This is a genomic window from Corallococcus sp. Z5C101001, assembly GCF_007352635.1.
Classification (GTDB): Bacteria; Myxococcota; Myxococcia; order Myxococcales; family Myxococcaceae; genus Corallococcus; species Corallococcus silvisoli.
This window is the reverse complement of sequence record NZ_VKLU01000008.1, coordinates 470,897-483,262: the sequence shown is the minus strand read 5'-3', so window position 1 is coordinate 483,262 and position 12,366 is coordinate 470,897. Positions and strand designations below refer to the sequence as shown.

Annotated in this window: 14 protein-coding genes; 9 read left to right on the top strand and 5 right to left on the bottom strand. The window is 70.7% G+C overall.

Annotation, left to right across the window (positions count from 1 at the left end; genetic code table 11):
• The first annotated feature begins 80 nt into the window (after nt 1-80).
• Entirely contained in the window at nt 81-962 is an 882-nt protein-coding gene (locus FOF48_RS19925) for a nitronate monooxygenase family protein (protein ID WP_143903976.1), read from the top strand.
• A gap of 447 nt (nt 963-1,409) precedes the next feature.
• Entirely contained in the window at nt 1,410-1,784 is a 375-nt protein-coding gene (locus tag FOF48_RS19920; protein ID WP_143903974.1) for a helix-turn-helix transcriptional regulator, read from the top strand.
• A gap of 25 nt (nt 1,785-1,809) precedes the next feature.
• Here FOF48_RS19920 and FOF48_RS19915 read toward each other — a convergent pair whose 3' ends face one another.
• Genes FOF48_RS19915 through FOF48_RS19905 form a run of 3 tightly spaced genes read right to left on the bottom strand, consistent with a single transcriptional unit; the run spans nt 1,810 to nt 4,446 of the window.
• Entirely contained in the window at nt 1,810-3,174 is a 1,365-nt protein-coding gene (locus FOF48_RS19915; RefSeq protein WP_143903973.1) for a sensor histidine kinase, read from the bottom strand.
• A gap of 40 nt (nt 3,175-3,214) precedes the next feature.
• A complete protein-coding gene (locus FOF48_RS19910; RefSeq protein WP_143903971.1) occupies nt 3,215-3,823 on the bottom strand; it encodes a glutathione S-transferase family protein in 609 nt (202 codons plus the stop codon).
• Nucleotides 3,820-4,446 (bottom strand): phospholipase D-like domain-containing protein, encoded by a 627-nt coding sequence (locus FOF48_RS19905; protein WP_143904284.1) that lies wholly within the window; start codon nt 4,444-4,446, stop codon nt 3,820-3,822. The genes FOF48_RS19910 and FOF48_RS19905 overlap by 4 nt, the downstream gene beginning before the upstream one ends.
• A gap of 126 nt (nt 4,447-4,572) precedes the next feature.
• On the opposite strand from FOF48_RS19905, the gene FOF48_RS19900 reads away from it, so the two are divergent.
• The 6 genes from FOF48_RS19900 (at nt 4,573) to FOF48_RS19875 (ending at nt 9,455) form a co-directional block, all read left to right on the top strand.
• A complete protein-coding gene (locus FOF48_RS19900; protein WP_143903969.1) occupies nt 4,573-5,247 on the top strand; it encodes a TetR/AcrR family transcriptional regulator in 675 nt (224 codons plus the stop codon).
• Nucleotides 5,248-5,286: 39 nt separating this feature from the next.
• Nucleotides 5,287-6,738: an aldehyde dehydrogenase family protein gene (locus tag FOF48_RS19895; RefSeq protein ID WP_143903967.1), complete on the top strand. Its 1,452-nt coding sequence runs from the start codon at nt 5,287-5,289 to the stop codon at nt 6,736-6,738.
• A 27-nt stretch (nt 6,739-6,765) separates the two neighbouring features.
• On the top strand, nt 6,766-8,205 hold the full coding sequence (locus tag FOF48_RS19890; protein ID WP_143903965.1) for an aldehyde dehydrogenase family protein: 1,440 nt from the start codon (nt 6,766-6,768) through the stop codon (nt 8,203-8,205).
• Between the two features lie 13 nt (nt 8,206-8,218).
• On the top strand, nt 8,219-8,425 hold the full coding sequence (locus FOF48_RS19885; RefSeq protein WP_143903963.1) for a hypothetical protein: 207 nt from the start codon (nt 8,219-8,221) through the stop codon (nt 8,423-8,425).
• Nucleotides 8,422-9,027 carry a nucleotidyltransferase family protein gene (locus FOF48_RS19880; protein ID WP_143903961.1) on the top strand — a complete coding sequence of 202 codons (606 nt, stop codon included), beginning with the start codon at nt 8,422-8,424 and terminating at the stop codon, nt 9,025-9,027. Before FOF48_RS19885 ends, FOF48_RS19880 begins: the two co-directional genes overlap by 4 nt.
• A gap of 170 nt (nt 9,028-9,197) precedes the next feature.
• Entirely contained in the window at nt 9,198-9,455 is a 258-nt protein-coding gene (locus tag FOF48_RS19875) for a hypothetical protein (RefSeq protein WP_143903959.1), read from the top strand.
• Nucleotides 9,456-9,501: 46 nt separating this feature from the next.
• Here FOF48_RS19875 and FOF48_RS19870 read toward each other — a convergent pair whose 3' ends face one another.
• Together FOF48_RS19870 and FOF48_RS19865 are read right to left on the bottom strand one after the other, a co-directional pair.
• The gene (locus FOF48_RS19870; protein ID WP_143903957.1) at nt 9,502-11,124 is read right to left on the bottom strand and encodes an ABC-F family ATP-binding cassette domain-containing protein; all 1,623 of its coding nucleotides are present in this window, start codon (nt 11,122-11,124) and stop codon (nt 9,502-9,504) included.
• 162 nt (nt 11,125-11,286) lie between these two features.
• Nucleotides 11,287-11,649 carry a cupin domain-containing protein gene (locus FOF48_RS19865; protein WP_143903955.1) on the bottom strand — a complete coding sequence of 121 codons (363 nt, stop codon included), beginning with the start codon at nt 11,647-11,649 and terminating at the stop codon, nt 11,287-11,289.
• 81 nt (nt 11,650-11,730) lie between these two features.
• Here FOF48_RS19865 and FOF48_RS19860 point away from each other — a divergent pair, with 81 nt between their 5' ends.
• Nucleotides 11,731-12,357: a phenylalanine--tRNA ligase beta subunit-related protein gene (locus FOF48_RS19860; RefSeq protein ID WP_143903953.1), complete on the top strand. Its 627-nt coding sequence runs from the start codon at nt 11,731-11,733 to the stop codon at nt 12,355-12,357.
• Nucleotides 12,358-12,366: the final 9 nt, after the last annotated feature.

Sequence of the window (12,366 nt, the reverse complement as noted above, 5' to 3'; positions counted from 1 at the left end):
AAGGCACGCCAGGATTGACAACGCCGCCCAGGCCGATTTTTCGGCCTCGCGCCCGCGTGCACGCATGGTCCAATGCGCGCATGGCTCCTTCGCGCATCGACACCGCGGTGACCCGGATGTTGGGGATCCGCTATCCCATCATCGCCGCCCCCATGTTCCTGGTGTCCAACGCCGCGCTGCTGGAGGCGGCCGGCCGCGCGGGGGCCATTGGCGCGGTGCCGTCGCTCAACTACCGCACCGCGCAGGCCTACCGGGACTTCCTCGCCGCGTTCCCCAGGGACGTGCCCTTCGGCGTGAACCTCATCCTCAAGTGGGCCGAGCGCCTGGAGGAGGACGTGGCCGCGACCGTGGAGCGCCAGGTGCCGCTCGTCATCACCAGCCTGGGCGACCCCACGCCCATCGTGGAGCGCGTGCACGCGTACGGCGGCAAGGTGTGGAGCGACGTCATCTCCCTGCGCCACGCGGAGAAGGCCGCGAAGGCGGGCGTGGACGCGCTCGTCGCGGTGGGCGCGGGCGCGGGCGGCCACGCCGGCAACCTGAGCCCCCTGGTGCTGGGGCCCTGGCTCAAGGAGGAGCTGGGCGTGCCGGTGGTGCTCGCGGGCGCGCTCTCCACCGGGCGCCACCTGGCCGCGACGCTCGCGCTGGGCCTGGATGGCGCGTACGTGGGCACGCGCTTCCTCGCCACCGAGGAGGCCGGCGCCGCGCCCGACTACAAGCAGGCGCTGGTGGACGCGAGCCCGGAGGACCTGGAGTACACGAAGGAAGTGACGGGCGTGCACGGCAACTTCCTCAAGACCGCGCTGGAGCGCTTCCGCGCGGGCCAGGGCAAGGCCTGGAAGGACACCTGGAGCGCGGGCCAGGGCGTGGCCTTCGTCAAGGACGTGCTGCCCGCCGCCACCGTCGTGGAGCGCATGGTGCGCGAGTACACCGAAGCGCGCGCCGCGCTGCCGTCCGAAGGCTGAACGCGGGCCGCGGCGCGAGTCCGCCCGCGCGCGAAAAGAACGTCCGGGTTCGAGCCCCGCTCCAGCCTGTCCCGCTGGAGCGCGCGGTCTCCCCGGACCCTTGAAGAAGTCGTCCACCGCACGAAGCGACCCGGCACGTCGGGCGACCTCGCACGGCCTTCCCGTGACGTGTTGGGAGGGGCCAGAGCGCGCGCGCCTACCACCCCGGTTCGGCGCGCTCAGCACGTGAGAAAAACGCACCCGGGAAGCCTTGCGAAACGCGTGCGCGAGAACGGCGGAAACAGCGAATTGTCGCGGGTTTGCGGGGCCTGTCCGTACGCCCGGAGATGTCAGACCCCACTCGTAATCTGTGTCTCACGAGGTCACGCAAGGCAGCGACTTCTCCCCGGTACCTCTCCGTCTGAAAAGCGGGGGGAGAAGCTCCTCTTTCGACAGGTTTTCCACGCCATGGAACAACGACTGGCAACCCTTATTGGAAACGCGGTGCGCGCCTCCCGGCAGCGCCTGGAGCTGACGCAGGCCGATGTCGCCGAGCGCGTGGGCATCGCCACGGAGGTGTACGGGCGGCTGGAGCGCGGACACATGTTGCCGAGCGTCCGGACGCTGCGGAAGCTGTGCCTCGTGCTCAACTGCTCGTCGGACGTGTTGCTCGGGCTGAGCGCGACGGCGGCGGTGACGGAGGACGGCGCGCCGCAGCTGTCGGAGGATCCGCCGGAGTACCGCGAGCGCCCCGAGGTGCGCCGCCTGCTGCGCACCGTGCGCAAGCTGGACTCCCCGCGGCTGCGGCTCCTGGGGCAGGTGGCGCACGCGCTGGAGCGATGAGCGAAGGCTCGCGCCGGGGGGAGCGCTATTCGGCCACGGGCTCCGCGTCCGCCTCCACGGGCGCGGGCGGTTCGCGGCGGACCGGGGGGCACGCCGTGCCCGCGGTGGGCAGCCGGAGGATGAAGCGCGCACCGCCCTCCGCGCGGTTCTCCGCCTCCAGCGTCCCGCCCGCGCGGGCCACGTAGTCGCGGCACAGCGCCAGCCCCAGGCCGGTGCCCTTGCCGGGCGGCTTCGTGGTGAAGAAGGGCTCGAAGAGGCGAGCCATCGCGGCCTCGGGGATGCCCGGACCGTTGTCCTCCACCTCCACCCTCACGCGGCCGTCATCCATGCGCGCGCGCAGCACCACGCGCGCGGGGCGGCTGGGGCGCGCGGACTCCAGCGCGTCCGCGGCGTTGAGCAGCAGGTTCACCAGCACCTGCACCAGGTGGCGGGCCGTGACGCGCGCGGGGGCCAGGCCCTGCGCCACGTCGCGCTCCACCACGCCCAGGCTCCGCAGGCGCACCGAGGCCAGCCGCTGCGCCTCGGCCAGCGTCTCCGCGACGTCGCAGGACTCCGCGCCGTCGGGGGCCTCGCGGGAGAACTGGCGCAGGTCGGTGACGATCTGCTGGATGCGCATCACGCCCTGCTGCGTCTCCTCCAGCACGCGGCGCACGTCGTCCATGTCCTCGGGGGCGCCCTCCGCCCACTCCTCCTGGAGGTAGCGCAGGTTCGACTTCACGTACGCGAGCGGGTTGTTCACCTCGTGGGCCACGCCCGCGGCCAGCTGCCCCACCACCACCAGCCGCTCCACCTCCGCGCGCTGCCGCTCCACGCGCGCGCGGCGCGACTCGCTGTCCGCCAGCTGGCGCAGGGCCTCCACGCGCTCCTGGTGCGCGGTGCGCTCGGCGCCGCGCAGGCGGCGGAAGGTCTCCGCGCCGTGCGCGGCCACCAGGAACACGAAGCTGAGGCTGATGGACTGGCTGATGACCGCCGACACGGGCGCGTGCGCCAGCCACGTCATCAGCACCACCGCCGCCAGCGTGCCCCCGATGGCGGTCCACACCGGCAGCCGCTGGCCCGGGGTGAAGACCGTGACGAAGAGCGGCACCGTGTAGAAGGCGGAGAACAGCGGGCTCTCCAGGCCGCCGGTGGCGTGGATGCTCGCCGTGAGCGCGGAGAGGCTCACCACGCCCGCCGCGATGCCGCTCAGCGGAGGGCGGAGCCGGCCCACGCCCACGAGCGCGCCCAGCACCACGAACGTCCCGGCCCACACCAGGTGCGCCAGGAAGAACGGAGGATGCACGCCGCCCAGCACCAGCGGATGCGCCAGGGCGCCCAGGGCGATGAGCAGCGCGCACCACCAATAGGTGCGCCGTCGCACCCGCTGCCGGGCCAGGACGTCGCCGTCCACGGCCTCCCGCGCTTGTGGATCCGAAGCCGTCACCCCGGGCCTAGTCCGCGCGGGCCCGCTGCGCGGCGGGACGCGCGAGCTGGCGCCTCGCGTACGCCTGCAGCCCCGGGAAGTCCTTCGTCCGGCCCAGGGAGCCGGCCCACGCGAGGATGGACGCCACGAGCACGTCCGCCGCGCTGAAGCGCGAACCCGCGACGAACTCACGTCCCTCGAGCCGCGCGTCCAGCACCCGCGCCGCGTCGGTGAAGCGCTGCACGGCGCGCTCGGCGAGGGCGGGGACGCGCTGGGCCTCCGGCAGGGACTGGGTGTGCTCGAGGAAGGCCTCCAGCGGCGGCTCCAGCGTGGTCATCGCGAAGGCCATCCACTGGTAGTAGGCGGCGCGCTCGGGCGAGCCGGGCTCCGGCGCCAGGCCCTTCCGCGGGAAGCGGTCCGCCAGGTGGAGCAGGTGCGCGGTGGACTCCATGAAGACCTGCCCGCCGTCCTCCAGCGCGGGCACGAGACCCAGCGGGTGGACGTGCTGGAGATAGTCAGGCTGCTTGTGCGCGCCCTGGGCCAGGTCCACGCGGACCAGCTCGTACGGCACGCCCAGCTCCTCCAGCAGCCAGCGCGGACGCGTCGAGCGCGTGCGAGGCGCGTAGTACAGCTTCATGTCGAGTCCTCCCGTGGGCGACGCAGGCGCCGGGCCTTGCCCAGGCGCACCGCATCCCGCCCCCGTTTCTTCGCCTGTCCCACGCCGGAGGGCAAGATGGGGTCAGGACACACCGAGCGCAGCCGGCAGCCTCGGCACTCGGCGCCGCTCCACACCGCGTCGAAGAGCGCCGTGGTCCGGTCGATGGTGTCGAAGTCCTCCGTGACGAAGCCCATCTCGAAGTTGCGGACGTCCTCCCCCTTGGCGCCCAGCCCCGCGCCGGTGAGGTTGGCGCTGCCCAGGTAGACCCACGCCCCGTCCACCACCACCGCCTTGAAGTGCACGCGCGGGCACACCTTCAGCTCCAGCCCGCCCTTCACCAGCCGCGAGCGCGCGTCGAACGCGGCCCGGAACGGACGGCTGGGCAGCTCCGCGTGCAACAGCCGCAGCGCCACGCCCCGCGCGGCCAGCCCGTCCAGCACCTCCAGCAGCGGCACGAACCGCCCCGCCGCCCGCTCCACGTACATCGCCTTCACGTTGGCCGTGGCCATCCACACCGACTCGCGGGCGTGCGCCAGCTTGCGCAGCACCACGTCCTGGTACAGCGCGCGCCCCGCCAGCAGCTCCGCGTCGATGGGTCTCATCATGTCACCCAGAGTCTCACATTGGATTACATGACTCCATCCCCCCGTGCCCTTGCACCGTCCACCGGTGGATGGATGACCGGCGGTCAGCTTGACGAATGACCGGCGGTCATTTAACCGAGGGTCATGGTGGCGGCACTGGCGGCGAAGAAGGGGGTTCCGCCGAGGGCGCGGCGGGACTCGGACAAGGAAGCGCGGCGGCGGGAGCTGCTGGACGCGGCGCGGGCGCTGTTCGAGGCCACGTCCTTCGCCGAGGTGAAGATGGCGGACGTGGCGGCGCGGACGGGGCTGGCGAAGGGGACGGTGTTCCTCTACTTCCCGACGAAGGAGGCGCTGTTCCTGGCGCTCCTGGACGACCTGCTCACCGCGTGGTTCGCGAAGCTGAACGGGCGGCTCTCCGAAGGCGGGGGGGCATGGACCGGGCCCCGGCTGGCGCGCACGGTGGCGGCGTCGCTGGAGGGGGAGGAGACGTTCACCCGGCTGCTGGCGCTGATGCAGACGGTGCTGGAGCAGAACGTGTCGGTGGAGCAGGCCCAGGCGTTCAAGGAGCGGGTGCTCGTGTCCATGGGGACGACGGCGGCGCTGCTCCAGGAGCGGCTGCCCTTCCTCACGCCGGACACGGCGGGGCGGCTCATCCGCCACGTGCACGCGCTGATGACGGGGCTGCGGCAGATGGCGGACATCGCGCCCGTGGCGCGCGAGGTGCTGACGCTGCCGCACATGGCGCCGCTGCGCGTGGACTTCACCGCCGAGCTGACGGCGGCCATCACCACCCTCCTTCGCGGGCTCGAGGCCCGTTGACCCCACCCATCTTCTTCCGAATCCAAAATGGAGCCCGTCATGCTGGAAGCCGTCGCGTCCCTCCTTCCGAAGCCCACCGCTGAAATCGACCGCATCCGTTCGGTGTTCGAGTCGCAGCGCGCGAACCGCTGGAACCTGTCGCGCGGCACGGCGGCGGAGCGCATCGCGCGGCTGCGCAAGCTGCGCGAGGCCATCATCGCGCGCCGCGAGCAGCTGGCGGAGGCCATCCACCAGGACTTCCGCAAGCCGGCGGTGGAGGTGGAGCTGACGGAGATCCACCCGACGCTGGAGGAGCTGAACCACACGGTGAAGCACCTGAAGTCGTGGATGAAGCCCAAGCGGGTGGCGACGCCGCTGACGCTCAAGGGCGCGTCCAGCCACGTGCGCTTCGAGGCGAAGGGCGTGGTGCTCATCCTGTCGCCGTGGAACTACCCGTTCCAGCTCCTGGCCGCGCCGCTCATCGCGGCGGTGGCGGCGGGCAACGCGGTGATGCTCAAGCCCAGTGAGAAGACGCCGCACACCTCGCGCTTCCTGGCGCAGCTGGTGCGGGACGTGTTCCCGGAGAACGAGGTGGCGGCGTTCGAGGGGGGCGCGGAGGTGGCGGAGGCGCTGCTCCAGCAGCCGTTCGACCACTTCTTCTTCACGGGCAACCCGCACATCGGCCGCAAGGTGATGGCGGCGGCGACGAAGTTCCTCTCCAGCGTGACGCTGGAGCTGGGGGGCAAGTCGCCGGTCATCATCGACGAGTCCGCGAACCTGACGGCGGCGGCGGAGGCGCTGGCGTGGGGCAAGTTCGTGAACGCGGGCCAGACGTGCGTGGCGCCGGACTACATCTACGTGCCGGCGTCGAAGCAGCAGGCGTTCCTGGAGGCGCTCAAGGCGGTGCTGACGCGCTTCTACGGGGCGACGGAGGCGGAGCGGCAGGCCAGCCCGGACTTCGCGCGGGTGGTGGATCCGGCCGCCTGGAAGCGGCTCAAGGAGGTGCTGGACCGCACGGTCGCCGCGGGGGCGAGGGTGGAGGCGGGCGGCACGGCGGACGGGCCGTCGCGGTACGTGGCGCCCACGGTGTTGTCCGGGGTGACGACGGCGATGCCCATCATGGAGGCGGAGATCTTCGGGCCGGTGTTGCCGGTGCTGACGTACGAGCGGCGCGAGGAGATCTACGCGCACATCCACGAAGGCGGGAAGCCGCTGGCGCTCTACGTGTTCGCGCAGGACTCGAAGGTGGTGGAGGAGGTGCTCGCCCATACGACGTCGGGCGGGGTGGTGGTGAACAACGTGCTCATCCACGTGGCGAACCCGAACCTGCCGTTTGGCGGGGTGGGGATGAGCGGGCTGGGGAACTACCACGGGCACTACGGCTTCAAGACGTTCAGCCACGAGCGGGCGGTGATGGTCCAGTGGATGAAGTCGCTGGCTTCGGTGTTCTTCCCGCCGTATCGGGGAAAGGCCCAGGAGTGGGCCTCCCGCGCGACCCGGATGCTGGAGTAGGTCCGGGAGCGGGAAGAGAGGACCGGCATGCGCGTGGTGTCAGTGGAAGAGGCCCTGGTCCCCAGCGACCTGCAGACGGTGTTCGACCGTTTGCAGGCGCGCCGTTGGGAGCTGGCGAAGACAGGGCCGAAGGAGCGCCTCGCGCGGCTGGAGAAGCTCAAGACGCTGCTGCTGGAGCGGCGGGAGGAGCTGGCGGACGCGCTGCACGAGGACTTCCACAAGCCGGCGGCGGAGGTGGAGGCGACGGAGATCCTCCCGGTGCTGCTGGAGCTGGCGCACGTGCAGAAGCACCTGAAGGCGTGGATGAAGCCGCGCAAGGTGGGCGCGCCGCTGCTGCTCGCGGGCACGAAGAGCGAGGTGCACGCGGAGCCCAAGGGCGTGGTGCTCATCCTGGCGCCGTGGAACTACCCGTTCCACCTGCTGGTGTCGCCGCTCATCGCGGCGGTGGCGGCGGGCAACGCGGTGCTGTGCAAGGCCAGTGAGAAGACGCCGGGCACGGCGCGCTTCCTGGCGCAGCTCCTGCGGGACGTGTTCCCGGCGGACGAGGTGGCGCTGGTGGAGGGCGGTCCCGCGGTGGGCGAGGCGCTGTTGCGGCTGCCGTTCGACCACTTCTTCTTCACGGGGGGACCGCGCGTGGGGCGGCGGGTGATGGAGGCGGCGGCGCGGCACCTGGCGGGGGTGACGCTGGAGCTGGGTGGGAAGTCGCCGGTCATCGTGGATGCGTCAGCGGACGTGGACGCGGCGGCGGAGCGGATCGTCTGGGGGAAGTTCCTCAACGCGGGGCAGACGTGCATCGCGCCGGACCATGTCTGGGTGCACGCGTCGAGGGAGGAGGCGCTGCTCGCGGGGCTGAAGGCCGCGCTGGAGCGCTTCTACGGGAAGACGGAGGAGGCGCGGCGGGCGACGCCGGACTTCTGCCGGATGGTGGATGACGGCGCGTTCCGGCGCGTGTGCGGGCTCATGGACGCCTCCGTGGCGGCAGGGGCGCGGGTGGTGGTGGGCGGCGGCGTGCACGCGGAGACGCGCTACATCGCGCCCACGGTGCTGGCGGATGTGACGCCGGAGTCGCCGGTGATGGAGGAGGAGATCTTCGGGCCGCTGCTGCCGGTGCTCCGCTTCGAGTCACTGGATGAGGTGGTGACGCAGGTGCGCGCGGGGGGCAAGCCGCTGGCCCTGTATGTCTTCAGCCAGCAGGAGGCGACGGTGGAGCGCCTGCTGAAGGAGACGAGCGCGGGCGGCACGGTGGTGAACAACGTGGTGTTGCACAACGTGAACCCGCACCTGCCGTTTGGCGGTGTCGGGCAGAGCGGGCTGGGCGCGTACCACGGCGAGACGGGCTTCAAGGCCTTCAGCCACGAGCGCGCGGTGGTGCGCCAGGGCCGCACGGCCTTCACGAACCTGTTCTTCCCGCCGTACCGGGGCAAGGCGCAGCGGCTGGCGCGGCTCGCGAGCAAGCTGTTCGAATAGGATGGAAGGCACGATGAGCTCCGAACACGCACCACCACCTCGAGGCCTGTATGGGCAGCGACCCAGCAAGAGCGCGGACGCGGCCCGCAGGCTTCAGTTCGAGCGACTGGCCGCGATGACGCCCCGGGAGCGCGTGCTGCTCGCGCTCAGCCTCAAGGAGCGGATGCGTTACATCACGCCTGCGCGTACCGAGAAGCCGGACCCTGGTGCTCCCCGATGAGTGACGCAGTGGGCGCCAACAGGCAGGAGCGGACGCTCGAGGTCGCGGAGCACGTGGTCGGAGTCCTGGAGCAGCATGGCATCCACGCCGCGGTCATTGGCGCAATCGCGCTGGCCGTTCACTACTACCCCCGGCAGACGGAAGACTTCGATCTGGCCATCAACATCAACCCCTTCCCGCGATTTCGTCAGCTCGACGAAGTCCTGAGGCAGGAGGGTTTCGAGACCGACCTCAGCTACCCCGATGCGGATGATCCCCTGGGCGGCGTCCTACGCGTTTCGGGAGCGGATTTCGAAACCATCGAGATCGTGAACTTCCAGAACCCCTGGCCCGGCGCGAAGGACAACACCCTGCTCGCGCAGGAGGCAATCCAGTCCGCCTCCTTGCCCTTGAACGCGGGCAGCCGTCTTCGAGTTGTCGGCCTCGCGCATCTCATCGCCTTGAAGCTCTTCGCGGGCGGATGGAAGTCGAAGGCCGACGTCATGGAGTTGCTGGAGCGCAACCGGCCACATCTGGATGTCACGGAGCTTCGTGACGTCTGCGAGCGCAACAAGCTTTGGCCTGAGCTCCAGCCCCTGCTCCAAGAGCTCGGCATTTCCTAGCGGGCGCGGCTCGCGAGCAAGCTGTTCGAATAATTCCCACGAGTCGTGTTCAGCGGCTCAGGGGTTGCCCGGATACAGGGCGAAAACGGTGTGGTTCACGTGGGTGAAACACCCTGTTTCACTCACGTTCCATGGTCCACGACCCATGGGTCATGATTCACCTCGCAGGCATGCGCACCCTTCTTCGCCTGCTCATCGTGGTCCCGCTGCTCACCGCCTGCGGAGGCTCCGACGACGACTCGTCGCCGGACTCCTGCTCGAACAACTCCGCCCCGGACACCTACAAGTCCGGCAGGAAGGCGGCCTGTTCCGGCCAGGCCACCGACGCCTACGCCTGCTGCGGCTACCAGACCGAGACCTGCAGCTACACCCTCTGCCGCAAGTCGCTCTGCGGCGAATGGGAGGAGCAGAGCTGGGCCTGCGGCTGAACCCCCGCCTCCAGCCCCCGGGGATGCCCGGGGGCCTTGGAGCGCGCTAGCTGCGCAGGCCCGGCGCTTCCTGGCCCGTGCGCGCGACGTACTCCGTGTAGCCGCCGCCGTACTTGTGGATGCCGTCCGGCGTCAGCTCCAGCACCCGGTTCGACAATGCGGCCAGGAAGTGCCGGTCGTGGGACACGAACAACATCGTGCCCTCGTAGCGCGACAGCGCGGTGATCAGCATCTCCTTCGTGCCCATGTCCAGGTGGTTCGTGGGCTCGTCCAGCACCAGGAAGTTCGGCGGGTCGTAGAGCATCTGCGCCATCACCAGACGCGCCTTCTCTCCACCCGACAGCACCCGGCACTTCTTCTCCACCTCGTCGCCGCTGAACCCGAAGCAGCCCGCCAGCGCCCGCAGCGACCCCTGCCCCGCGCGCGGGAACGCGTCCGACAGCTGCTCGAAGACCGTCTTCTCTCCGTCCAGCAGGTCCATGGCGTGCTGCGCGAAGTAGCCCATCTTCACGCTGCCACCCAACGCCACCGAGCCCTCATCCGGCTGCGTCGTGCCCGTCACCAGCTTGAGCAGCGTGGACTTGCCCGCGCCGTTCACGCCCATCACGCACCAGCGCTCCGCGCGCCGCACCAGGAAGTCCAGGCCGTCGTAGATGGTCCGCTTGCCGTAGCCCTTCACCACGTTCTTCAGGTTCACCACGTCGTCACCCGAGCGCGGCGGCGGCTGGAACTCGAAGAGCACCGTGGAGCGGCGCTTGGGCGGCTCCACCTTCTCGATCTTCTCCAGCTTCTTCACCCGGCTCTGCACCTGCGCGGCGTGCGACGCGCGGGCCTTGAACCGCTCGATGAACTTGATCTCCTTCGCGAGCATCGCCTGCTGACGCTCGTACTGCGCCTGCTGCTGCGCCTCGTTCTGCGCGCGCTGGCCTTCGTAGAAGTCGTAGTTGCCCGAGTACGTCGTCAGCGAACCGCCGTCGATCTCCACCACCTTCGTCACGATGCGGTTCATGAACTCGCGGTCGTGCGACGTCATCAGCAGCGCGCCCTCGTACCCCTTGAGGAAGCCCTCCAGCCAGATGAGCGACTCCAGGTCCAGGTGGTTGGAGGGCTCGTCCAGGAACATCGCGTCCGGGCGCATGAGCAGGATGCGCGCCAGCGCCACGCGCATCTTCCAACCGCCCGACAGCGCGCCCACGTCGCCGTCCATCATCTCCTCGCTGAAGCCCAGGCCCGCGAGGATCTCCCGCGCCCGTCCCTCCAGCGCGTACCCGCCCAGCTCCTCGAAGCGGCCCTGCACCACGCCGTAGCGCTCGACGAGCTTCTCCATCTCGTCCGCCTGGTCCGGGTCCCCCATGGCGGCCTCCAGCGTCTTCATCTCCGCCGCGACGGTGCTCACCGGGCCCGCGCCGTCCATCACCTCGGACACCGCGCTGCGGCCGGCCATCTCCCCCACGTCCTGGCTGAAGTAGCCGATGGTGACGCCCCGGTCGATGGAGACCTGCCCTTCGTCCGGGTACTCCTGGCCGGTCATCATCCGGAACAGCGTCGTCTTGCCCGCGCCGTTCGGGCCCACCAGGCCCACCTTTTCGCCCTTGTGGAGCGCGGCCGAGGCCTCCACGAAGAGAAGCTGCTGACCGTGCTGCTTGCCGATGTTGTCGAGACGGATCATGTGCGTACCGAAAGGGCCCGGGAATCAGGCGGCGCGCCCTTATGCCACGACCCGCCCGCCCGAGGGATGCTTCCGAACCCCCGGCACCCCTGGCCCCATCCCCGCGGCCGGGCAGGCAGGCCCCCGTCCGGGATTCCGCCCTGCCGGTAAGCCCCTCCGCCCTCAGGTGTCCCGGTGCACCGTGCCCGGGGAGAACGCCGGGGTGCAGATGGCCACGTACTCCGCGCCCTCTTCCTCGGGGGTGCTGTAGCGGACCCACTCGCCCGGCTCGCACACCACCGTCTGGCCCGCGTGCACGTCCATCACCCCGCCCTTGTGCTCCACCCGCAGCGTACCCGCGAGCACCAGCGTGATTTCACGGAACTCGGGCGTCTGCCCCGGCTCCTCCCACCCGCCCGGGCTGCGCATGTGCGCCACGCTGATGTTCGACGTCTTGGAGTTCACCCGGCCCACGTATTCGTCGATGAGCTTCGGCTTGTTGCCCACCGCCGTCACGCGGATGGGCTTCGGGATGAGCGTGGGCATGCGGAGGCTCCAGGAGGGGGGGACACGAGGGGGGAACAGCGGCCGCCCCTACCCTACCAGCGCGTGGCGTAGAGTGCCGCCGTGCTGACCGTCGACGCCCATCCCCTCCTCGACCTCGTTGCCTTCACCTCCTCCTTCCCTGCCCCCCTGGGGGAGCTGCCCGCGCCTGACTGGCTGCAGGCCCTGCTGAAGCCCGGCGCCACCGCGCCCCTCCAGAGCGACGACGCCGTGCGAGGCGCGGTGAGAGACCTGCTCCGCCATGGCGGCTACAAGCCCACCGGCCGGGGCAAGCCCGCGTCCGAGTACCTGGTGCGCGCCTCCGGCGACGGGACGCTGGGCACCATCAACGCCGCGGTGGACGCATGCAACGCGGTGTCGCTGCACAGCGGCCTGCCCATCAGCGTCGTGGACCTGGACCGCGCCCGGGCGCCCTTCCGCGTCGCCACCGCCATCCAGGGCGACCGCTACGTCTTCAACGCGTCCGGGCAGGCCATCGACCTGGAGGGGCTGCTGTGCCTCTTCGACGCCGAGGGCCCCTGCGCCAACGCGGTGAAGGACGCGCAGCGCACCAAGACGGACGGCACCACGCGCCGCACCCTCACGCTGCTGTGGGGCACGAAGGAGCTCCAGGGCCACACCGGGCGCGCCTTCGCCTGGTATCGCGAGCTGCTGGAGCGCCTGGGCGCCACCGTCGAAGCCGTCCGCTGAAGGCAGCCC

What these genes read in the sequence shown, in the direction of transcription:
- FOF48_RS19890 (WP_143903965.1), top strand. Translation starts at nt 6,766, where the DNA reads ATGCGCGTGGTGTCAGTGGAAGAGGCCCTGGTCCCCAGCGACCTGCAG.
- FOF48_RS19920 (WP_143903974.1), top strand. Translation starts at nt 1,410, where the DNA reads ATGGAACAACGACTGGCAACCCTTATTGGAAACGCGGTGCGCGCCTCC.
- FOF48_RS19885 (WP_143903963.1), top strand. Translation starts at nt 8,219, where the DNA reads ATGAGCTCCGAACACGCACCACCACCTCGAGGCCTGTATGGGCAGCGA.
- FOF48_RS19865 (WP_143903955.1), bottom strand. Translation starts at nt 11,649, where the DNA reads ATGCCCACGCTCATCCCGAAGCCCATCCGCGTGACGGCGGTGGGCAAC.
- FOF48_RS19905 (WP_143904284.1), bottom strand. Translation starts at nt 4,446, where the DNA reads ATGAGACCCATCGACGCGGAGCTGCTGGCGGGGCGCGCGCTGTACCAG.
- FOF48_RS19880 (WP_143903961.1), top strand. Translation starts at nt 8,422, where the DNA reads ATGAGTGACGCAGTGGGCGCCAACAGGCAGGAGCGGACGCTCGAGGTC.
- FOF48_RS19895 (WP_143903967.1), top strand. Translation starts at nt 5,287, where the DNA reads ATGCTGGAAGCCGTCGCGTCCCTCCTTCCGAAGCCCACCGCTGAAATC.
- FOF48_RS19870 (WP_143903957.1), bottom strand. Translation starts at nt 11,124, where the DNA reads ATGATCCGTCTCGACAACATCGGCAAGCAGCACGGTCAGCAGCTTCTC.
- FOF48_RS19910 (WP_143903971.1), bottom strand. Translation starts at nt 3,823, where the DNA reads ATGAAGCTGTACTACGCGCCTCGCACGCGCTCGACGCGTCCGCGCTGG.
- FOF48_RS19900 (WP_143903969.1), top strand. Translation starts at nt 4,573, where the DNA reads ATGGTGGCGGCACTGGCGGCGAAGAAGGGGGTTCCGCCGAGGGCGCGG.
- FOF48_RS19875 (WP_143903959.1), top strand. Translation starts at nt 9,198, where the DNA reads ATGCGCACCCTTCTTCGCCTGCTCATCGTGGTCCCGCTGCTCACCGCC.
- FOF48_RS19925 (WP_143903976.1), top strand. Translation starts at nt 81, where the DNA reads ATGGCTCCTTCGCGCATCGACACCGCGGTGACCCGGATGTTGGGGATC.